Source organism: Barnesiella sp., assembly GCF_022723415.1.
Taxonomy (GTDB): domain Bacteria; phylum Bacteroidota; class Bacteroidia; order Bacteroidales; family Barnesiellaceae; genus Barnesiella; species Barnesiella intestinihominis.
Map to the genome: position 1 here is coordinate 1 of NZ_JAIJHU010000036.1, position 22,802 is coordinate 22,802.

The following is a 22,802-nucleotide window of genomic DNA, read 5'->3' on the forward strand; positions in this document are numbered from 1 at the left end:
CCGTATCGATCGATACGGCTTTCTTTATATCTATACTTATGTAATTCCACACTTCCTTAGAACAGAATATTCGCCGTCGCTCCCCATGTGAGAGCATGGATCGTACGATTTTTCGACGAAATATCCATGATACCCAGTTCGGTAGAGGGAGACAAGCCCAACGAAGTCGAGGTAGACGAGTAGTCGCAAAACAGTCTTGCCCCGAAATTGCGCTTCAACACATAACCAACCGACACGCCTGCACTCCAAGCAAACCCGTTATTTCCCAATTTTATCTCGTCACGACCAATCGAGCGGTCCAGTATATAACTATATCCAGCCAACGCCTTACACCCCAAGTTCCAACGTCTTGTAAAAGGATATGAGAAATAAGCCCCTGCCATAACCCGACTCTCATCTATCGCCTCTAACGTGACATCGGGACGATTATTCAGCGATACGGGGATATTGGACACCGTCGCCAATCCGCCGCAACCTATGTATTTATTGAAAAAATAAGCTCCTTCGACACCCATACGGCTACCTATATTCGTGTTTATTCGAAGTCCGTTACCTATATCTATACTTCCCAACCCGGATATAAAACCCATATAAAGCCCTACAAACGAGGGATTTTCCAACAAAGGATAATACCGGGGAGATTCGAAATTAAGACCTTTATCCTTAAAAATCAAATCGGCCAAATAATAGCCTAATTCCGTTGAAAGAATACCGATACCGGCTCCCGCCAACACATCGGACAACCAATGCCGATTATTCAATATCCGACTAATTCCCGTAGCCGTTGCGACTGTAAAAGCCGAAATGCTATACCACGGACTACGATCGCCATACTCCTTATGCATCATCATGGCCGCCATAAATGCAGTAGCCGTATGCCCCGAGGGAAAGGATTTATAATTACTTTTATCGGGTCGACGCACATGAGCCGTATATTTAATGGTATTGACAACCGAAGCCATTATAGCCACGGAAAAAGCATCGGAAACCAACATACGTCCCCACGAACTGCGGCTTTCCACACCGAATCCTTTCAACCCTAACATAACTACGGCCGGAGCATATTGCAGATAATCGTCATAACCGTAATGAAAATTTGGAACAAAATCTTCTCTAAGTTGACGAAAATGCTCGCTGCCATGTTTCACCGACAAACCGGCAATAACCAACGGAACTCCCACGTAGGTCATCTGGAACCACTTCGCATCGGTAATTTTATCGGCTTTCCTCTGAAACGGTTGTTCGTAAACGAGCGGTCTTAAATCGACAATCGTATCGTTAACCTCTGATTTAGGAGCGACCGCACCTACTTTAAATACCGAAGAAGACAGCAACCCGGTCACCAACAATCCTGTAATGAATCTCATCTTATCGAGCGATTAGAATAATACAATAAAAACGGAACAAATTTCTATTATTTATTCCGTTTATCCAAAATAAATTAAATATTTTAAACCCGTTCTAATTTCCCAAGAGACACATACCAAATAAATCCCGACACTCGGTCATATCCCATCTTTTCAATCAAGGAAGTATAAGTATTTACTTGTCTTTTGTATGAGGCACGTTCCACATTCCCGAATTTATAATCGACAACAATAACCTCATTGTCCGTTTCGACAACCCGGTCGGGACGATAAAACGAACCATCGGGCTGTAAAATTTCCCTTTCCGTCCACACGTTCACCCCCGGCGAGAACCACGAACTCACCCGTTCGTCGGCAAGCCAACGATTTATATCCTCACGAATCGATTTCGACTCCGACTCGGAAAGCTCTCCCGAACGGACAAACGCAGCAATCGTATCGTCGACGCGATCGAGAGTTTCTATCTGACTCAAAATGCGATGCATGAGCGTACCGTATGTACGATCCTTCCCCTCACCGAAAACGCCCTTCCCTTGCAATCGCAAGTGCAACCGATTTCCCGGTTCGATAGAGCGATATATACCGGCAGGAAAAGCCGGTACGGCAGAAACGTTTTTCTTTTTTTTCTCGGCTCGCCAATCGATTCCGGCCTCATAACGAAGGTCGCCGCCATCGTTCCCCTCCGGGAACAACACTTCACCCAACATTGCCGAGATACTGCCGAAACGCCCTTTGTCGCTTTTATTTTTAACAGCCGGAGCAAAAATATGCAATTCTTCTTCCGCCCGGGTAAAAGCGACATAAGCGATATTCAGATTATCGATACAAGCATACATCTTTTCATCGAAATACTCGGTTGCGTAGTAGGTCTGGGCCAAACTGCTACCATATCGTAACGGTAGCACCGGAATACGAGAAAAAGGCTCTTCATGAGTATGACACCAGACAAAATTGGTTTGATTGGACTGATGATCCAAACTCCAATTACAAAAAGGAATGATTACGACTTTAAATTCAAGGCCTTTGGATTTATGTATAGTCATTACCCGCATGGCATCTTGCTCCTGCGGAGTCGTCACCGACAACTTATCCTCATTATCGTCCCACCACGACAAGAACGAACCCAAGTCGGCCGTATGTGTCCGACAATAATCCAAAACATAATCTTGAAAAGCCTGTATATACACCCGTTCACCTTCGTCAGCCCCCTCATCTGAAAAATAAGAAACAATCCGCTCGCACATCTCGAACAAAGGCTCTTTGCGAATACTCTCGACAAAGGAGAAAAAATCATTATCGAGATGCCTCCCGATGTTCTCTCTATCTTCGAAATAGGACAAAATAACCGCATCATCAGACGCCTTGAATTTTCGGCTATTATATTCATAGACAGCCAACAGTCGGTTCAATTCGATCGAAGGATCTTGAATATATCTCAAAATTCCTATCAACAAATTGATTATAGGAGAGTTTCTTATCAACAACGACTCACTCGATATAACGTCGTAACGATAACGCCCATCGGTATTCTCAGAATTCAGACGCAACAACAAATCGACAAGCATGGTCCCTTCTCTGGCAGTTCTCGTCAAAAACGTTATGTCACCGGGGGTGTACCCCCTATCCTGTAAATCCCTCAACAAATCGGGAATACGAGCTAAGGAGTCGTTATAAAAATCCTCCTTTTTATCCGATTCCCACATCGTTACAGAAACATGACCGCTGCGCAAAAGATTCGAATCGGCAACTCTCTGCCCGATATCGGCATAAGCCTTTTCTATCTTGACATCGAAGCTCCCTTCGACCAAAGCAGACTCCTCGATCTCTCGCTCTAACTTCTGCTGTAACAAACGAGCAGCCTCGCCAAAGATTCTATTATTAAACTCTACTATACAGGCACAACTGCGATAGTTCATATTCATAGACCTTTCGCTATACTGCGACGGTCTGAACAACGACTGAACGCCTTCATTCAACAAAGACCAATCGGAGTTACGCCACCGATAAATGCTCTGTTTCACATCACCCACGATCAAATCGGTGTGGTCATGGCTCAAACTCTCTCCTATGAGAGGTGCGAAGTTTTGCCATTGCAGTTTGGAGGTGTCTTGAAACTCGTCGATCATAAAATGGTTGACCCTCGTCCCTATTTTTTCATAAATGAACGGGGCATCGTTCTCGTTGATAACCGCATTGAGTATACCGGCCGTATCGGACAGGAGAAGTACATTATGTTCCTTTTCGTACTCCTCGATACGGCGGTCTATATCGACCAATATCCCCAAAGCATAAATATACTTCGAACTTTGTACCGCTGTGTTGTAACGCACATAAGGTTCTCCGAAACAATTTACCATTTCCTGCAACACCGGATTAAGTTCCTCATAGAGACTATCTATACAAGCCGGTATTTCTTTTTTCAAAAACCAACCGTCCCGATTGCCCACATTTGCCCGAAAAGTCTGTGTCGGAGGCTCCACTTTTCCATCGACAATTTTTTTAAGATACTGAATCCAAGAACGCCCCTTCCCCTTAAAATCATCGGGCGACAATCCATAACGTTCGAGTACAGCCATAGCTGCCTCTCCCAATTTCCGTAAAAGGGACTCGAACTCGACACGGATACGGCGCATCTCTTTCAGATAATCGTCAAGAACCGACTTATCCTTGATTTGCGAAAGTATCTCGTTACGAAACAATTTATAAGTTTCTTTCGATAGCTCCCCGGCCAGTTCTCTCAAATCGTCTTTCCGTTCGGACCGATTTCCCAAGCTCCACCAGTTCCCCGACTCTATACGCTCCTCGGCATAATGTATCAGCCAGTTGAGAAGACCTTTTTGGTCGATGTCGGACAATTCGGAATACATGCGGTCTATGGCAGAAGCCGTAACGAAATCGTTATCCATCTCTATCTCAAAACTGCCCTGCAATCCAATTTCGCGGGTAAAATTCCGAAGCACTTGTTGAAAGAAACGGTCGATCGTGCTGATATTGAAATAAGAAAAATCGTGTAACAAAACATACAGCGTCTCCGAAGCTATACCCCGAATCTGTTCAACCGTACAACCGAACAGTTGCATCAAGCCATCGACATAAGGCGACTTCTCCGTATCGTGCGCCAATATATCGAGCTGGAAAACGATACGATGCTTCATCTCTTCGGTCGCCTTATTGGTAAATGTAACCGCTAAAATACGTCGATGCTGTGCATCGCTCTTCCGATATAACCGGTAACGCCCCTGTTCGTCCCTATATCCCAACAGCAATTTAATATACTCCAATGTCAGGGTATAAGTCTTACCCGAACCGGCCGATGCTTTGTATATATGTAACATAAAATCAGATAATGCGAGCTCGATACCCTTCCGACAATAAAATTTCCAACACTTTTTGACGGAAATCTCCCTGAATCAATATATCGCCTTCTTTATCAGACCCTCCTACCCCGCACTTGGTTTTCAACTTTTTCGCCAAAGCCTTCAAATCCTCGGCAGTACCGACAAATCCGGTCACGAGCGTAACCGATTTTCCGTTTCTGTTGCGTTTATCCAACGATATGCGCAACTGTTGTTTCCCCGGTTCCAAAGTTTCGGGTTCATCTTCCTCGCCATTATCGAATTTGAAATCGGGATTCGTAGAATAAACTACATTCAATCTGTCTTTCCAATCATTATTTTTTTTCATTTCGGTAATTTTATCTCTTCTATTAATTTAGGATATAAAAGGCAATCTCGCATAGTTAAATTCAAAAACCGTTTTCATTTGCCTCTACTCCCGCCTTTCGCTATATTTGTAGAATATAGGATGCGTTTCGGCATAGCCAACCCCGAAATACAATTTCCGTTTGTCTCTGCTCTCACCTTTCGCTATATTTGTCCTCAAAAATAATAAAGATAGCGATACGAAACAACCCGCATCGCTTTTTATTCAGCAATAAACCGAGCGATTTCCCGTTATATAAAATACGATGAAAGATATTACGAGACATCACGATATATTCTTTGCAAACCGTTTGTCCTTATTGCGTATATGGCTGTGCATAAGCACGCTCTTTTTTACCATAGAGACATCGTTTGCACTCAACCCCAGCCGTTATGCGACCCAATCGCAACTCGCCGACGGATATTGGGTAAAAGTGGCTGTTTACGAATCCGGTATTCACCAAATCACCTATCGGGAACTCCGTAGATGGGGATTTTCCGATCCTTCGGCCGTGACCGTTTTCGGATACGGAGGCGCCATGCTACCCGAAACATTTTCTGAGAACGATATAGACGACCTGAATCAGTTACCCGTCATACGCACCGACAGTAAAATATTGTTCTACGCACAAGGCCCCACTTCATGGTCGTATAACGAAAAAACCAAAGAATACGACCATGAACAAAACACATATTCTACCGCAGGATATTATTTCCTGACCGACAGTAAAAATCAATCGGCGACCATCGCCGAACGGGAAGGGGGACAAACGACCGGATTACAGGACATAACTTCATTCGACGAACACGCCGTGTACGAACAGGAATTATATTCTCCCGGTTCGACAGGACGATTATTTTTAGGCGACGATTTCCGTTATACGACATCTAAGAGTTTTACATTCGAACTTCCCGGTGTAGACAATTCCTCTCCTGTAAAATTAAGAACTTCTTTCGGAGCGAAAATATTAGGTGGAACTGCCACACTTGTCTTTACCCGCAATGGACAAACTCTTCCATCGAGCAACACCGACAATATAGGAGCAGGATCGAGCAGTTCTTATGACTTCGTAAGAATGACCTCGACGCTCAAAGAAATCGACCTCGACAGCGAGGAACTGGCTTTTACGCTCCTTTTCCGCCAAAACGGAGGTTCTCTCTCTATGGCCCGTCTCAATTATTTTCGGTTCAACTACAAAAGGAAATTGCAATTATACAACGGAAGTATCCAATTCCGGCTGGGTCAGCTCCCTGCGAACAGTTGCTATAACCTGCAAGGATACTCGGCGACGACTCATATCTGGGATATATCGGATCCTCTGAATCCCGTTTCTATCAAACCCAACGTCAACAACGGTAATGCACGTTTCGTGCCTACGAAAGGAAATGAAGAATACATTGCATTCGACGAACAAGCTACCGTTGCCTCGGTAGAGTTTATTGAAAAAGTACCTAACCAAAATTTACACGGTTTGACAACCCCCGACATGGTTATTCTCACGCCCAAAGAATATATCTCCTACGCCCAAAGCATCGCTCGATTGCATAATGAGAACGACGGTATGGAGGTAGCTGTCATCGACCATGAAACCGTATTCAACGAATTCTCCTCGGGAACACCCGATGCGACAGCCTATCGACGACTGATGAAAATGTTTTTCGATCGAAAAGGCGGCCTCGATGGAGAGCCTTTATACCTGTTGCTTTTTGGAAAAGGATTATACGATAACCGAAAAATAGGAGAAACCGGTAAATATGTGAAATACCCCACACTCCTCACATACCAGCACGGCAGCGGAACAGACGAACGTCAATCCTATACGACAGACGATTACTTCGGATTCCTCGACGACGATTCCGGGAATAGAATAGCGTCGGATAAACTCCGTGTCAATATAGGCCGTTTGCCCATAAAAAGCGAACAAGAAGCCAAAGATGTGGTATCCAAATTATACAATTACATAGAGAATAACGATAAGGGCTCTTGGAAAAATCAGGTTCTTGTCGTCGCCGACGATGAAAATTATGCCATTCACATGGAACAGGCCGAAGAGATTTGCAGCATTATGGAGAATAGCGATGCCCACTGTTTCATCAACAAAGTCTACACGGATGCTTACACGGCAGAAATAGGCTCCACGGGACGAACATACCCTTCGGCCAAGAAAAAATTATTACAAATTTTAGATGACGGCGTTCTCGTAGTAGATTATATAGGTCACGGCAGTACCGTGGCATGGACACATGAAGATTTGTTGAATATAGGCGACATTCAATCCATGTATTTAAAAAGGTTGCCACTGTTTATCACAGCGACTTGTGACTTCGGACGTTACGATCACGAAGAAACATCGGGTGGAGAAATCCTTTGCCTGAATCCGAACGGAGGAGGTATAGCCCTCATCACCACGACCCGAGTCGTTTATATCAGCGACAATCACTATCTCAACAGTGGTGTAGCGCAACAAATATTCAAAAAAAATGAAAATCACGAGTATCCACGACTCGGCGACATATTGCGTGAAGCGAAATGCAACATTGCACAAACAGACAGCAACAAATTGAACTACACCCTATTGGGAGATCCGGCTCTAAAATTATTATACCCCGATTACCAAATTAAGGTAACCGAAATAAACGGGCATGACATCACTCAAACCACACCGACCATACAAGCGAGAGACTCCGTTTCTATAAAGGGAGAGATATATACCCCCGGCGGAGAAAAAGCGACCGATTATAACGGTATCATCTGTCCGACGGTCTATGATTCCGAAGTAACCGTAGTAACCCACGGCTATGGAGAGGAAGGCAAAGCCATAGAATTTAAAGAAAGGAGCAACCGCCTTTATGTGGGAAAAGACTCTATCGTCAACGGCATTTTTGAAATTTCATTCAAAGTCCCGAGAGAAATCAACTTTGCCGATGACAAGGGATTGATAAATCTATATTGCTATAACGATGAAGGTCAAGAGGGAAACGGCAATGAATCCAACTTTATCGTAGGAGGATTTAACGACGACTCGAACGAAGATTTTGAAGGTCCGCAGATATATTCTGCCTACCTCAACTCCGAAGAGTTCAAATACGGTGATACGGTCAACGAATCGCCTCTGTTTATGGCCGAGGTGTATGATGAATCGGGAATAAACATATCCGATGCCGGTATCGGGCATCAGATGACTATTACCTTAGACGATAAAACCGTATATACCGACGTATCTTCTTACTTCCAACCTGCATTGGGCGAATTCGGCAGAGGGTTTATCGCATACCCTTTGAGCGGACTGAGCGAAGGGGAACACTCTTTACGATTAAAAGTGTGGGACACCGAAAACAATTCGTCGGAAACCGAAATAGGCTTTACGGTAAAGGCCGGATTAAAACCTGTTATTTATGACTTGTATGCCGATCGTAACCCGGCCAGCACTTCGACAAATTTCTATTTGAGACACAACAGACCGGATGCCGTGATAAACGTAACCATATCGGTATATAATCTGATGGGAGTAGAAGTATGGCGTTATACGGGGAAAGGCCTCTCCGACATGTACAAGTCTTACCCGATTACATGGGATTTGACCGACGGTAGCGGAACTCGGGTTCCCGGTGGTATCTACTTGTACAAAGCGATTATATCGACCGATAACGAACACGAAACCACTCGTTCGAAAAAACTCTGTGTGACCGGCAGAGAATAGACTGTTTCTTCGACAAGGATATACATCGCCGATCCCTTTTAAGGGATCGAGTAAAAAATATTTGAACCAAATTTCAGTATTTTGTTATATCTTTGTATATCAAACAGTCAAAAAGATGTATAATTCGGAATCGAAATCTACAATTAAATTACCGGAGCCTTCGCTTCGCAGGCTTCCGTGGTATTTGGCTTATATAAAATTGCTACAAACAAAAGGAGAAGAATATGTTTCTTCCACACAAATAGCAAAGGAAATAGGCGTAGATTCGTCGAAAATAGCCAAAGACCTCTCTTTTATCAATATTTCGGGGAAAACACGTGTCGGTTATGAAATAAATTCGTTAGTCGCAGTACTGGAAGAATTTCTCGGATTCACGTCTATGCACAAAGCATTCATTTTCGGAGTTGGAAGTTTGGGGGCCGCGCTCATGCAAGATTCGGGATTGTCGCAATACGGTCTCGAAGTCGTTGCCGGGTTCGATGTCAAACCCGAGTTGACAGGAACCTTCATTAATCATATTCCGGTATATCCCCTGTCTCAATTCACTCAAAAGCAAAAAGAGTTGGGTGTCCAAATAGGAATATTGACCGTCCCGATAGACAAAGCTCAAAGTGCGACAGAAGAGATGATAGCCGGAGGTATCAAAGCGATTTGGAACTTTACCCCTTACCGGATTCGAGTTCCCAAACATATAGTTATTCAAAACACATCTATTTATGCTCATTTAGCCGTTATGTTCAATCGGTTAAATAATATCAAGTAAATCTCATGAAAATAATTGCCGTCGGTTGGAATTATAGAGGACACAATGCAGAGATGAACCAAAAAGAAACTCCTCAAAATCCCATCATTTTTTTTAAACCCGAAACGGCTTTACTAAAAGACGGGAAGCCATTTTTTTTACCTCAATTCTCCGACCGTATCGAATACGAAACCGAATTGGTTTTCCACATTTCCCGATTAGGGAAAAACATAGCCAGTAAATTTGCACATCGATACTACGACTCTGTAACGGTAGGCATCGACCTCACGGCCAGGGACAAGCAAGCCGAAGCAAGGGCAAACGGAAATCCGTGGGACATTGCAAAAGGATTCGACAACTCGGCTCCCATCGGAAAATTCATTCCATTACCCGAACAAACACCCAAAGCCGACAATATAAATTTCTCTTTGTTTATAAACGGAGTAAAAGTACAACAAGGCAATAGTCAAGATATGATTTTCCACATCGATGAACTCATCGCTTATATCAGCCAATTCTATACCTTGAAAATAGGAGACCTCATCTTTACCGGAACACCGGCAGGAGTAGGACCCGTAAAAATAGGAGACCATCTCGAAGGGTATTTGGAAGAAACAAAAGTTCTTGATTTTTTTGTTAAATAGCCATTAGTTTATACCAATGCCTCATACGATTAAGCGAACACAAAAACAAAGAATATTATCCATTATAGCTTGTTTTTATATTTTACTCCAACCTACATACGGAAGAGATCGACAAGACTATGCGGAAAACTCCATATTAGCGGAAGGCAATTGGGTAAAGATATCGACAACCGATGCAGGAATTTACCAAATAACAGAAGACTCTTTGAGGGCTTGGGGTTTTACAGACCCTTCAAAAATAAAACTGTTCGGATATGGAGGAACCGTCATCGATGAACTATTTGCAAACAGCGATAACTACATAGACGACCTACCGCAAATTCCACTTTGGCGGCATAACAACAAACTATATTTTTATTCGCAAGGCACTACCAAATGGTCTTTCGATTCTGCCAGTCAAGAATTTGTACATCGGCTTCACCCCTATTCTACATATGCCTGCTATTTCCTGACAGATAGAAACATCGAATCTTCCGACTTTCCTACCATATCATCTTCCTTACCGACCGAAATCGATACCCCGATTACCGTATTCGACGACTATGCCCTACACGAAAAAGAATTAATATCGGTAGGCAAAACGGGACAAAATTTCTTCGGTGAAGATTTTCTATCGAATTCGAATCAAGACTTCACGTTTCACCTATCGGGAGCACAACCCTCTCCGATAAAAATAAGAGTATCTTTCGGAGCAAAAATCAGTGGAAGCGAAGGGTATATACACATTTCTTACAATGGGACCGAATTACCGACCAATACCTCGAACAAAATCACAAAATATTACGATAGCCATGAATTTCTTCGAGTAGCTTCCCCACTTAAAACAGTGAACCGAGCCGAGGAAGAATCAACGATAAGCCTTCGCTACGCCAGTACTGGAACAACCCTATCGGCATATCTCGATTACATCAGACTCAATTATAAACGTAAGTTACAATTATACAACGGGCAAGTCTGCTTTCGTTTTATCAACCGGCAAACCGACAATTATTACCAAATAGAAAACAGTACAGCCACAACATTGGTTTGGGACGTCACTACGCCCCATAGACCGAAAAACATTACAACCTCATTCGATAACAACACAACCTCATTTACACCAGAAGATGCTCAACTCAGAGAGTTCATTGCGTTCGACCCGGAACAAAATTTTCCTTCTCCGTCCTTCGTACGGCAAATCGAAAACCAAAACTTACACGCATTGAATATCCCCGAACTAACGATCATCACCCCAGCAGCATTACAGACAGAAGCCGAACGCGTAGCTCAGCTGCACAGAGAAGAAGGACTAACCGTCGCAGTTATTGAACAAGAAAAAATTTTCAACGAATTTTCATCGGGAACACCCGATGCCTCGGCCTATCGAAGATTAATGAAAATGTTTTACGACAGAGCCGAAGGTAATGAAAACGTTCGTCCGCGTTATCTGCTTCTTTTCGGAGACGGTTCTTACAACAACCGCAAATCTATGGAAAAGTTACATTCACCCGAATGCAACATGTTACTTACCTACCAATCGAAAACAAGTATCGACGAACGAGAATCATTCGTTATAGAAGATTATTTCGGTTTCTTGGAAAACAATTCGGGCGAAGAAATAAAGGTCGATAAAGTATGTTTAGGAATCGGTCGTTTTCCCATTTCCTCGATTAAAAACGCACGATTGGTAGTAGATAAACTATATCGATATGTACACGACAAAGACTTCTCCTCATGGAAAAACAATATCTGCATAGCTGCCGACGATGGAGACGAAGCGATACACGCCGAACAAGCCGATAGAGGAAGTGACACCCTTTTACTCAAAAATACTTCTCAACCGAGATTGGGATTCAGAGTGAATAAAATATACATCGACTCCTATTACATGGATCCCCAAACAAAAAAATACCCCGAAGCCAATCGGGAGTTGATGAAACAATTCAATGAAGGTATGCTCGTCTTCAATTATATAGGGCACAACGACCCCGAAGTAGGATTTACCGGAGAAGGATTATTTTCCCGATATGAAATGGACCATCTTACCAATACGCGGTTACCCCTATTTATCACCATCACATGCGACTACTGCCAATTCGATGCCGAAGACGTTTCAGCCGGAGAGAACGTATTCCTCAACCCCTCTGCCGGAGCCATAGCCTTAATAACGACTACCCGTGTGGTTTATACCGATGGAAACGATAAGATCAATCAACGATTAATGAAGCGACTCTTAGAACGGGATTCCAATGGTTCTCCTTTACGAATCGGAGATGTTTTAAAACTGGCTAAACAAGATTTCAACACCGAAATCGACAAGAACAAACTCAACTACGTTCTTATCGGAGATCCGGCTTTAAAACTTGCTTACCCCGAACATTCCATACAAGTTACCCGCATAAACGGAAATAGCGGCGAAAAAAATATCGAAATGATTCCGGGCAAAAATTATACGGTGGAGGGTGAAATACGATCTCACCAAAACGAGCTACTTTCCGATTTCAACGGTTATATATACTATAACCTATATGACAAAGAAAAACAGTTCACCACATTGGCACATCAAGACAAAAAAACATGGACTTATACGCATCGCCCCGATTTATTGACTACCGGTAAAGGCACGATACAAAACGGGACATTCCGAATCACCGTCACACTCCCGATTGACAATTCACATTCCGGAAAATCCGGGCTGCTAAATTTGTACGCCTATGACGAATCGGGCAGAGAAGCCAACGGATATACCGATAAATTAATCGTCAGCACGGCTGTCGAACCGATAACAGAAGATATACAAGGCCCCGACATCAAGTTCGCCGGAATTAACGACGATTCCTTCACCGAAGGAATATTAGTAAACAATCCGGCCACGTTCGTTTGTAAATTCTCGGACCCTTCCGGTATATGGAACGGAAACAGCTTAGGCAAACAAATGACCTTATCGCTCGATGGCGCATGTATCGAAGAAAACGTCGCTCGCTATTACAAGCCTATCGCAGAAAGCAAGATTCCCGAAGGAGAATTCATATACCCCCTCCCTCGACTGAGTAACGGATTGCACACACTTACATTCAAAGTATTCGACACCTTAGGAAATTCATCGGAAGTAACCATAGCTTTCGAAGTCAAAGAGAACAGCGAAACATATACTATCTCCCTTGAAGAAGAACCGGCGACCGAAAGAGCGACAATCTCGTGTCAGGACCAAAACGGGAACGACGTCACAGAATCGAAACATACCCGAATCTCTGTTACTAACACCTTAGGCGAAGAAATCTGGTCGTATGAAACGACCGAGAATAACCCGTTCCCCTTGACCTGGAATCTCCAAGACAACAACGGAAAAAGAGTATCCGCCGGTCAATACTATTGCAAGGGTTATTTCGAAACATCTGCCGGGACAATCGTTACACCCGCTAAAAAAATCGTGGTTATCACGCAATAATCCCCACGATTCTCTGTTTATTATATACATGTAATTCGTAATGTCAGCAAAGATGAAAAGACTGTCTTTTTATATTATAACAATTATTCTTGTATCGCTATTCTTGCCGGTATATGCCCTTGCAGCCAACGGAAATTCGACCAAGAATGAATTCAACCCTATCAATACAGGAGTCACTTCGCTAAGCATAACTCCCGATTCTCGTGGAGCATCGATGGGTGACTTAGGTGTCGCCACCGACCCCGATGCAAACTCTCAATTCTGGAACCCTTCCAAATATGCTTTCGCTTACAGCCAAGCAGGTGTATCTCTATCGTACACACCGTGGTTACGCAAACTGGTAAACGACATCTATTTGGCCTATTTAGCGGGGTATTGGAAATTGGGAAGCAGCGATTTACAGGCATTAAGTGCCTCTTTACGCTATTTTTCATTGGGAGAAATCGTACTCACCGATAATCAAGGAAACGCACAAAATAGCATAACCCCTTATGAAATGGCTTTCGATGTAGGATATTCCCGCAAATTGTCCGATAAATTTTCTATGGGTGTCGTATTCCGTTACATTTATTCCGACTTAGGGTTTCATTATGACGAATCGAGTGTTTCCGATGCATCGGGTGCATCGGCCTTCGCTGCCGATATATCGGGATACTACACGACTTATCCCATCATAGGTCGTAACGAATGCCAATGGTCTTTGGGTTTCAATATCTCCAACATCGGAACCAAAGTATCTTATGACGGAGGTAATGAAAACGCATTCCTACCTACTAATTTGAAAATAGGTACATCGTTTCTTTTTCCATTAGCCGAATATAACACACTATCGTTGAACCTCGATCTCAACAAATTATTAGTTCCTTCTACCCCCCAAGTTTCCAATTACGAAACAGAAGAAGAGTATGAAGAAGCCAAAGAGAAATGGCAAAATACCTCACCTATATCCGGTATATTCAAATCGTTTACCGATGCTCCGGGAGGATTCAAAGAGGAGCTTCGAGAAATAAACTTCTCGATAGGAGCCGAATATTCTTACAATCAACAATTCTTCCTGAGAGCCGGATACTTTAACGAAAACAAATACAAAGGAAACCGCAAATATTTTTCTTTCGGAGCCGGATTTTCCTTGAACGTATTGAAAATAGATGCGGCATATATGGTGGCAACAGCACAAACAAGTCCTTTGGATCAAACACTTCGTTTCACCCTCTCGTTCGACATGGACGGGCTTAAAGACCTTCTGGGAAGACGATGAAAACACGTATAGGTTTCGGATTCGATGTCCACAAATTGGTCGAAGGACGGGAATTATGGTTAGGAGGAATACGTATCGAGCACACCCTCGGACTCCTGGGACACTCCGATGCAGATGTTCTTATCCATGCCTTATGCGATGCCCTGCTCGGAGCGGCGAACATGCGTGACATAGGATTTCACTTCCCCGATACGGCCAACGAATATAAAAACATAGACAGCAAGATTTTACTAAAAAAGACCGTGGAGCTCATTCGAGAAAAAGGATTTTCGATAGGAAATGCCGACATAACGGTCTGTGCCGAACGCCCTAAACTCAACCCACATATTCCTCTCATGCAAAAAACACTTTCAGAATGTATGGGCATCGATCTTGAAGATATATCCATTAAAGCCACTACTACCGAAAAATTAGGCTTTACAGGAAGAGAGGAAGGAATTTCTGCTTATGCCGTAGTACTTTTGGAAAAATAACGAAGAGAAAGCCGTAAAATCAACAGCTTTCTCTTCTCTTTTCTGCGATTTTTTTTAACCAAACAATTCTCAGAAAAAAGGGCTATGACCCAATAAGTAGCCCACAAGTTCAATTCATGGTCTTTTCGCAGAAAATAAACAGGAAAATCCCCTCTTTCGTAATCTCGTCTAAACGAAATAGACTCACGAAACTTTAAAATAAAAAAGCGTGAGCCTGATAGTTTATCCTATTCGAGGTTCAGCAAAACCTTTGGTGGATAAACAACCAGCCCACGCTTGTCCATATAACAAGCGTAGGCGCTTAGTTGTCTATTACCCCACCATAAAAAGAATTTTGCTGATTCCGAATAGAGGTAATATTCTAAACGCTTATATTCCCAATATTTTTTCAAAGATACTCTTTTTCCCATGAGACGTCCAAAAACTCCCCGTTTTTTAACATTCTCAACAGATACGTTTTTATGAACAGATTGTACCTGGCTTCGTAAAAGTTCGCTATTTTTGCAATAGATGCGAAACAGGATACAACTCGACATAAAAATGAGCGAATACATTTTATTCGGTTTTCACCTTTCCGCATTTTTGCAGCAACACGAAACGCTATGGATTCTGACAAACGAGTATTGATAGGTATGAGCGGAGGTATAGACAGCTCTGCCGCATGCATGATATTACAAGAACAAGGGTACGAAGTAATCGGTCTCACCATGCGCATGTGGGATTTACCCCGACATTTCCCGAACGAAGGACAAACGATTCCTCAATTTGCCATAGAGGCCAAAGAACTGGCAGAGAAGATAGGAATAGAACACCACATTCTCGATGTAAGAGACGATTTCAAGAGAACGGTCATAAAAAGTTTTACCGACGAATATTTAAAAGGGAATACTCCCAACCCATGTGTTCTTTGCAATAAACAATTCAAATGGCATTACCTCTTGCAGGAAGCAGACCGGTTGAATTGCCAATGGGTCGCCACCGGACATTATGCTCGGATTTCACGGAAAAATAATCGCTTCATACTAAACAGGGGCGCCGATCCTAAAAAAGATCAATCTTACTTTTTGTGGAGACTCGGACAGCAGGAACTTGCCAGAACCATTTTCCCGTTAGGCGACATCACCAAAGAGGAAATAAAACAATACGTCGAGAAAAAAGGATTCCACGAAAAAGTCGAAAAAAAAGAGAGTATGGAAGTTTGTTTCATACCGGGAGACTATCGGGACTTTTTACGTGAACAACTTCCCGACTTAGACCGGGAAGTGACAGGAGGATATTTTATCGATGCCGCCGGACGGAAGCTCGGACAGCACAAAGGATTCCCATTCTATACCATAGGGCAGCGCAAAGGATTGGAGATAGCTTTGGGGAAGCCCATGTTCGTCACCCGCATAAATCCGATAAAAAACACGATACGGTTGGGAGAACGGTCGGAACTGCTCACCCGGAATATGGTTATTACCGATGTTATCGAAACCATACCCGGCATTCTGAATACATCGGAACCGGTCGACGTTCAAATTCGTTACCGCAGTGCGGCTATACCAGCGACCCTTCGCAAAGGAGAAACTCCTAACGAATGGATAGTCTGCTTTCAATCCGATGCTTCGGCGGTAACTCCGGGGCAATCGGCAGTCATTTACCAGAACGACTGTATTATCGGCGGTGGAATCATTGCCGATCAACGGTTATTAAAAAAGTATGCTCTATGATACGCCCGATACTGCTATTATCCTTTTTCATCGCTTTCACAGCCAATAATATAGCACAAGAGCAACAATACCGGATATGGTTCAACGACAAGCCCGAATCGGTTCACTCGGTCGATGAACCCGAGAAATTCTTATCAGAACAGGCTATCGCCCATCGGGAAAAACAGAATATTCCCATAGACTCCACCGATTTACCCATAGACCCCGTCCGATTAAAAAAACTTTCGGAACTCGGAGCCCGTATATTGGCCACATCGAAGTGGCTGAACACCGCCACCATAGCATTGACCGATACAACCGACTTATCGGCAATCGCCTCTCTGTCGTTCGTCAAAAAGCACGAAAGTTTAGGAATAGCCGTACAACCTGTCTCTAACCTCAAAAAAAGGCAGAAACAAATCGAATCGGAATCCGAGAATCCCTACGGAGATGCCACCCTGCAAATAGATGTACACAATGGGGACGAATTACATCGAGCTGGATTCACCGGAAAAGGAATGACAATCGCCGTCATCGATGGTGGATTCTTCAACGCAGACCGCAATCCCAAGTTCGACCCAAATAAAATTATCGGGAACCAGGACTTCATAGACAAGAAAATGGATTTCACGCACGGAGATACACACGGTTCGTCCGTCCTATCGACCATGTTGGTCAAAGACAGTTCCGTCTTTATCGGTACAGCCCCCGATGCCGCATACTGGCTCTTGCGTTCGGAAGATACCGATACGGAATATCCGGCAGAAGAAGATTATTGGGTGGCGGCTCTCGAATATGCCGACAGCATAGGAGCCGATGTGATAACCTCTTCTCTCGGTTACTCCGAATTCGACGATTCCCGATTCAACCACACATGGGATCAACTTGACGGCAAATCGGCATTTATTTCCCAAGCAGCCGCTATGGGAGTACAAAAAGGATTGCTCATCGTGGTAAGTGCAGGGAACGAAGGAGGTAACACCTGGGGAAAGACAACTTTTCCGGGCGATGTCGATGGCGTTCTCACGGTAGGAGCAGTTTCACCCAATCTGAAACCTGCATATTTCTCCGGCAGGGGATTTACGGCCGACGGCCGCATTAAGCCCGATATCATGGGAATCGGGGCTACCGCCGCAACAATAACACCCGAAGGAAACACGGCATGGAAAGACGGGACCTCATTTTCCGCGCCGATAATAGCAGGACTTACAGCCTGTCTGCGACAAGCTCTTCCCGACCTTTCTGCACAGGAAATCGTCGGACTCATCAAAAATAACAGTTCGCAATCTTTAACACCCGATTCCGTCATGGGATACGGCATACCCGATTTCTATGCAGCCTATCGTCAAGGAACCGGAATCGAACCCTCCCTAAAAGAAGATATTCCTCTACAAATCATTGACAGGGAAGGAATCCCCGTCATAAAAATAAAAAGGCTACCGATCGGCGAGACCTCAATTACCCTCCACATATACACTTTGGAAGGCGTTATTATACAAGAGTATAATGTTTCGGAAAATTCTGAAACGCCCTTGTACACATTGAAAAAAGGGATATATATACTGGCAGCCCGCTGTCAATCAAATTATTGGACTCAAAAAATACAACGGTTATGACCTCCGGGAAAAAAGAATTTTCACTACTCGAACTAAATGCTTGCGTGCGCAATACCCTACAAGAGTCTTTGCCGGAACGGTATTGGGTACGCGCCGAAATCAGCGAGGCGAGAATACACCCTTCCGGTCACTGTTATTTGGAACTGATCGAGAAAGAAGAACAATCCGGGAAAACCGTAGCCAAAGCCAGAGCCACCATTTGGGCGACGACATTCCGATTATTGCAACCGTGGTTCGAGCAGTCGACCGGACAACTGTTCACATCGGGTATCAAAATTCTCATACAAGTCAGTATCTCTTTTCACGAGCTATACGGTTATAACCTGACCGTGCACGATATCGATCCCGCTTATACGTTGGGAGATGCGGCTCGTCGTCGAGCCGCCATACTGCAACAACTCCGGGAAGAAGGAGTGGCCGACATGAACAAAGAGCTCACATGGCCGATACTGCCGCAACGTATAGCGGTCATATCTTCTCCGTCGGCCGCCGGCTATGGCGACTTTATGAATCAAATACAAAACAATTCTTACGGGTACAAAATATACACTGTTCTCTTCCCGGCGGCCATGCAAGGCGACCAAACAGAACAATCTATCATTCATGCTCTCGACCGAATCAACCGGCACGAAGAGTTGTTCGATGGTGTCGTCATCATTCGGGGAGGAGGAGCGACGTCCGACTTGAATAGTTTCGACAGTTATCCTCTGGCCGTCAATGTAGCCCAATTCCCACTACCTGTCATTACCGGTATCGGGCACGAACGAGACGACACCGTTATCGACATGGTAGCCAACACACGGGTAAAAACCCCTACGGCGGCAGCCGAATGGATTATCGCTCGTATGCACGAAGCCGACACATATGCCGTCAATCTGTCTCACACGGTAAGCTCAGAAGTCCGTAGTCGAATCGACCGGGAAAAGCAGACGATACAACGCGCGACCTCCTCACTTCCACTGCTCATCGAACGACTGATACTCGGAGAAAAACATAAAACCGGATTGTTAACTCAACAAATCAAACTCGCTTTACGAGCCGTTATCGATTCGGAAAGGAACAAGCTAGACCATACGGAAAAGACTGTCCGGCTATTGTCTCCCCAGTCACTACTCGAACGAGGATATAGCCTGACCCTCCACGGCAACCGGGTCGTTAAAAGTGTCGCAGAGCTATCTCCCGGAGACTCGATAGAGACTATCTTTGCTGATGGCAAAACGACAAGCCGGATAGAAAAAACAGAACCTTCGAAAACAAAATAAAATATATATGGCTAAAAAAACGACTCTCTCCTACTCCGATGCGATAGCCGAGTTGGAAACGATTGTAAACAAATTACAAAACAACGAATACGAAATAGACGAGCTGCAAAAATGCACGACACGTTCGCTCGAATTATTGAAATTCTGCAAATCCAAATTATTCGAGACCGACGAAGCTCTCCAAAAAATATTGGCCGAGTTGAACGATTAAACAGAATATATAAATGGCTCTTAACACCCACAATATAATATATGCCGGTTTATATATCCAAAAACAAAAAAAATGTTTAATTTTGCCGAGTTTTCAACTATATGAATATGTCCGAAAGAAAAGTCCGAGTGCGTTTCGCACCAAGCCCCACGGGAGCATTACATATTGGCGGGGTTCGTACCGCTCTCTATAACTATTTGTTTGCCAAGCAAAATCACGGAGATATGATCTTCCGTATCGAAGACACCGACTCTCAACGCTTCGTACCGGGAGCCGAGGCATACATTATCGAAGCCCTCGAATGGTTGGGAATCAAGTTCGACGAAGGGGTCAGCTACGGCGGAAATTACGGACCTTACCGGCAATCGGAACGAAAAGACATTTATCGTAAATATGTAAATCAACTGCTCGATGCGGGAAAAGCCTACATCGCATTCGATACTCCCGCCGAATTAGAAGCCAAGCGAAACGAAATCGCCAACTTCCAATACGACGCCTCCACTCGCATGCAAATGCGAAACTCGCTGACAATGGACAAAGAGGAAGTAGATTCCCTCATCGCACAAGGACAACAATATGTCGTAAGATTCAAAATAGAGCCGGGCGAAGACATCGTAGTCGACGATCTTATCAGAGGAGAAGTGACCATCAACTCGTCCATTCTCGACGACAAAGTGCTATACAAATCGGCAGACAATCTGCCCACCTATCACTTGGCGAATATCGTCGACGACCATCTAATGCTTGTCTCCCACGTAATCCGTGGAGAAGAGTGGTTACCCTCGGCTCCGTTGCACGTATTGCTCTACCGGGCTTTCGGTTGGGAAGACACCATGCCGCGGTTCGCCCATTTGCCCCTGTTGTTGAAACCCGACGGTAAAGGCAAGTTAAGCAAACGAGACGGCGACCGGTTGGGATTTCCCGTATTCCCGCTCGAATGGCACGACCCCAAAACCGGCGAAGTATCCTCGGGATATCGCGAGTCGGGTTACCTGCCCGAAGCCGTGGTTAATTTCCTCGCCCTGTTAGGCTGGAATCCCGGTAACGATCAGGAAATCATGTCGATGGACGAACTTATCGAACTCTTCTCTCTCGAAAAATGTAGCAAAAGCGGGGCTAAGTTCGACTATGAAAAAGGGAAATGGTTTAACCACAAATACATACAGGAGAAGAGCAACGAAGAGCTCACCGAGTTATTCATGCCTATTCTCGAAGAAAAAGGCATAAAAGCCGATAAATCCACCGTCGCCCGTATCATAGGCCTTGTAAAGGGTCGCGTAAGTTTCGTAAAAGAATTGTGGGATCAAGCAGCTTTCTTTTTTGTCGCACCGACTACCTACGAAGAAAAATCGGTAAAAAAACGCTGGAAAGAAGAGACCCCCGCTCAAATGCGTGAACTCATCGAAATATTGCGCAATATGGACGACTTCTCGTCTGCCCCGGCCGAAAAAGTCGTATTAGGTTGGATCGAACAGAACGGTTACCATTTGGGTAACGTCATGAATGCTTTCCGTTTGGCCGTAGTTGGGGAATGTAAAGGGCCTCACATGTTCGACATTACGGAAATCATGGGCAAAGAAGAGACTATCAAGCGTATCGAGCGGGCTATCGAATATTTAGGTTAATGAAATACAGACTGCCACATACACTGCTTTTGATTATTCTCCTTGCCGCACTGTTTCCTGCAAAGGCTCAGCAAATAGCTTGGAGCGTAGATATGACCGGATTTTTCGACAATCGGGAGTTCGGTTATTCCAAAGCACAGTCCCAAACTTTTTTCGGGACACGCTTGTCTCCCGAAATCGGTATCAGAATAGGACATAGCACGATCATGGCAGGAGCCTCATGGGTACAGCCCATCGACGGATCCACTCGCGAGGCCAAAGTGCACCCCACGGTCTATTACCGTTACGACACCTCCAAATTCCGAATGTCGTTGGGTATGTTTCCCCGTACCCAATTAATCGAAAACGTACCGGCAATCTTGCAATACGATTCTCTCACCTACTTCCGTCCCAACATAGCAGGTGCATTATTCCAGTATATACATGCCAAAGGATTCGCCGAGCTCTATATCGATTGGAGACAAGTACAGACCGAGGTAAAACGAGAGGCTTTCATGGCTGTATTCAACGGCCGGTGGCAACCCCTGCCCTACCTTTTCGCGGGAGGGCATTTGGTGATGAACCACTTGGCTCGTCCTCGCAATTCGGATAGCCGCTATACGGTTACCGACAATCTCATCGCCAGCCCATACATCGGACTGGATTTAACCACATACACACCGTTGGACACCTTGACCCTCAAAGTGGGGTATCACATCAGTCTCGACCGGCTTCGCAACGTCGGGACGTGGCATCACCCGCAAGGCATTCTCATAGACTTATTGGCCGAATGGCGCTTCTTGGGTCTACATAACACATTTTACAAAGGAGGTTCGCAAATGCCCCTTTATCCCCAATTAGGAGCTCAGCTCAATCAAGGAGATCCGTTCTACCAGTCTTCGACCTATAATCGCACGGATATATACGCCTACATTTTCCGCAAAAGTTATCTTAATTGCATAGCTTCCTGCAACCTGCATTATACGCCCGGCAACCTCGATTTTCAACAGCAACTCACCCTACGATTCTATATAGACGACCAAGCATGGAAAAACCGTAAGGGAAAACAGAATCGAGGTTACCTGAAAAATATCTTGTAACCCGA

At 44.3% G+C, this 22,802-nt stretch carries 15 protein-coding genes; 12 read left to right on the forward strand and 3 right to left on the reverse strand.

What is annotated here, in order from left to right; genetic code table 11:
• Positions 1–56: 56 nt before the first annotated feature.
• From QVD32_RS08415 to QVD32_RS08425, 3 genes are all read right to left on the reverse strand, one after another.
• On the reverse strand, positions 57–1,367 hold the full coding sequence (locus QVD32_RS08415) for a phosphatase PAP2 family protein (protein WP_008862478.1): 1,311 nt from the start codon (positions 1,365–1,367) through the stop codon (positions 57–59).
• 83 nt (positions 1,368–1,450) lie between these two features.
• Entirely contained in the window at positions 1,451–4,702 is a 3,252-nt protein-coding gene (locus QVD32_RS08420) for a UvrD-helicase domain-containing protein (RefSeq protein ID WP_118686873.1), read from the reverse strand.
• 4 nt (positions 4,703–4,706) lie between these two features.
• Positions 4,707–5,051, reverse strand: a complete 345-nt coding sequence (locus QVD32_RS08425) for a translation initiation factor (protein ID WP_021891586.1) — start codon at positions 5,049–5,051, stop codon at positions 4,707–4,709.
• A 283-nt stretch (positions 5,052–5,334) separates the two neighbouring features.
• Between QVD32_RS08425 and porU (QVD32_RS08430) the strand changes: the two genes are divergently transcribed.
• The 12 genes from porU (QVD32_RS08430) (at position 5,335) to QVD32_RS08485 (ending at position 22,797) form a co-directional block, all read left to right on the forward strand.
• Entirely contained in the window at positions 5,335–8,769 is a 3,435-nt protein-coding gene (gene porU, locus QVD32_RS08430) for a type IX secretion system sortase PorU (protein WP_021891587.1), read from the forward strand.
• Between the two features lie 115 nt (positions 8,770–8,884).
• Positions 8,885–9,532, forward strand: a complete 648-nt coding sequence (locus QVD32_RS08435) for a redox-sensing transcriptional repressor Rex (RefSeq protein WP_021891588.1) — start codon at positions 8,885–8,887, stop codon at positions 9,530–9,532.
• A 5-nt stretch (positions 9,533–9,537) separates the two neighbouring features.
• Entirely contained in the window at positions 9,538–10,155 is a 618-nt protein-coding gene (locus QVD32_RS08440; RefSeq protein WP_021891589.1) for a fumarylacetoacetate hydrolase family protein, read from the forward strand.
• A gap of 16 nt (positions 10,156–10,171) precedes the next feature.
• On the forward strand, positions 10,172–13,582 hold the full coding sequence (porU, locus tag QVD32_RS08445; protein WP_021891590.1) for a type IX secretion system sortase PorU: 3,411 nt from the start codon (positions 10,172–10,174) through the stop codon (positions 13,580–13,582).
• 52 nt (positions 13,583–13,634) lie between these two features.
• Positions 13,635–14,840 carry a type IX secretion system outer membrane channel protein PorV gene (gene porV, locus QVD32_RS08450; RefSeq protein WP_021891591.1) on the forward strand — a complete coding sequence of 402 codons (1,206 nt, stop codon included), beginning with the start codon at positions 13,635–13,637 and terminating at the stop codon, positions 14,838–14,840.
• Positions 14,837–15,313 carry a 2-C-methyl-D-erythritol 2,4-cyclodiphosphate synthase gene (ispF, locus tag QVD32_RS08455; protein WP_008862486.1) on the forward strand — a complete coding sequence of 159 codons (477 nt, stop codon included), beginning with the start codon at positions 14,837–14,839 and terminating at the stop codon, positions 15,311–15,313. Before porV ends, ispF begins: the two co-directional genes overlap by 4 nt.
• 578 nt (positions 15,314–15,891) lie before the next feature.
• Complete coding sequence (gene mnmA / locus QVD32_RS08460; RefSeq protein ID WP_271695468.1) at positions 15,892–17,025, forward strand: tRNA 2-thiouridine(34) synthase MnmA; 1,134 nt, start codon at positions 15,892–15,894, stop codon at positions 17,023–17,025.
• A complete protein-coding gene (locus QVD32_RS08465) occupies positions 17,022–18,620 on the forward strand; it encodes a S8 family peptidase (RefSeq protein WP_008862489.1) in 1,599 nt (532 codons plus the stop codon). The genes mnmA and QVD32_RS08465 overlap by 4 nt, the downstream gene beginning before the upstream one ends.
• On the forward strand, positions 18,617–19,882 hold the full coding sequence (gene xseA, locus QVD32_RS08470) for an exodeoxyribonuclease VII large subunit (protein WP_008862490.1): 1,266 nt from the start codon (positions 18,617–18,619) through the stop codon (positions 19,880–19,882). Before QVD32_RS08465 ends, xseA begins: the two co-directional genes overlap by 4 nt.
• Positions 19,883–19,889: 7 nt before the next feature.
• On the forward strand, positions 19,890–20,093 hold the full coding sequence (xseB, locus tag QVD32_RS08475; RefSeq protein ID WP_008862491.1) for an exodeoxyribonuclease VII small subunit: 204 nt from the start codon (positions 19,890–19,892) through the stop codon (positions 20,091–20,093).
• A 107-nt stretch (positions 20,094–20,200) separates the two neighbouring features.
• Positions 20,201–21,718 (forward strand): glutamate--tRNA ligase, encoded by a 1,518-nt coding sequence (gene gltX, locus QVD32_RS08480; RefSeq protein ID WP_040296230.1) that lies wholly within the window; start codon positions 20,201–20,203, stop codon positions 21,716–21,718.
• Complete coding sequence (locus QVD32_RS08485) at positions 21,718–22,797, forward strand: lipid A deacylase (RefSeq protein WP_008862493.1); 1,080 nt, start codon at positions 21,718–21,720, stop codon at positions 22,795–22,797. The genes gltX and QVD32_RS08485 overlap by 1 nt, the downstream gene beginning before the upstream one ends.
• Positions 22,798–22,802: the final 5 nt, after the last annotated feature.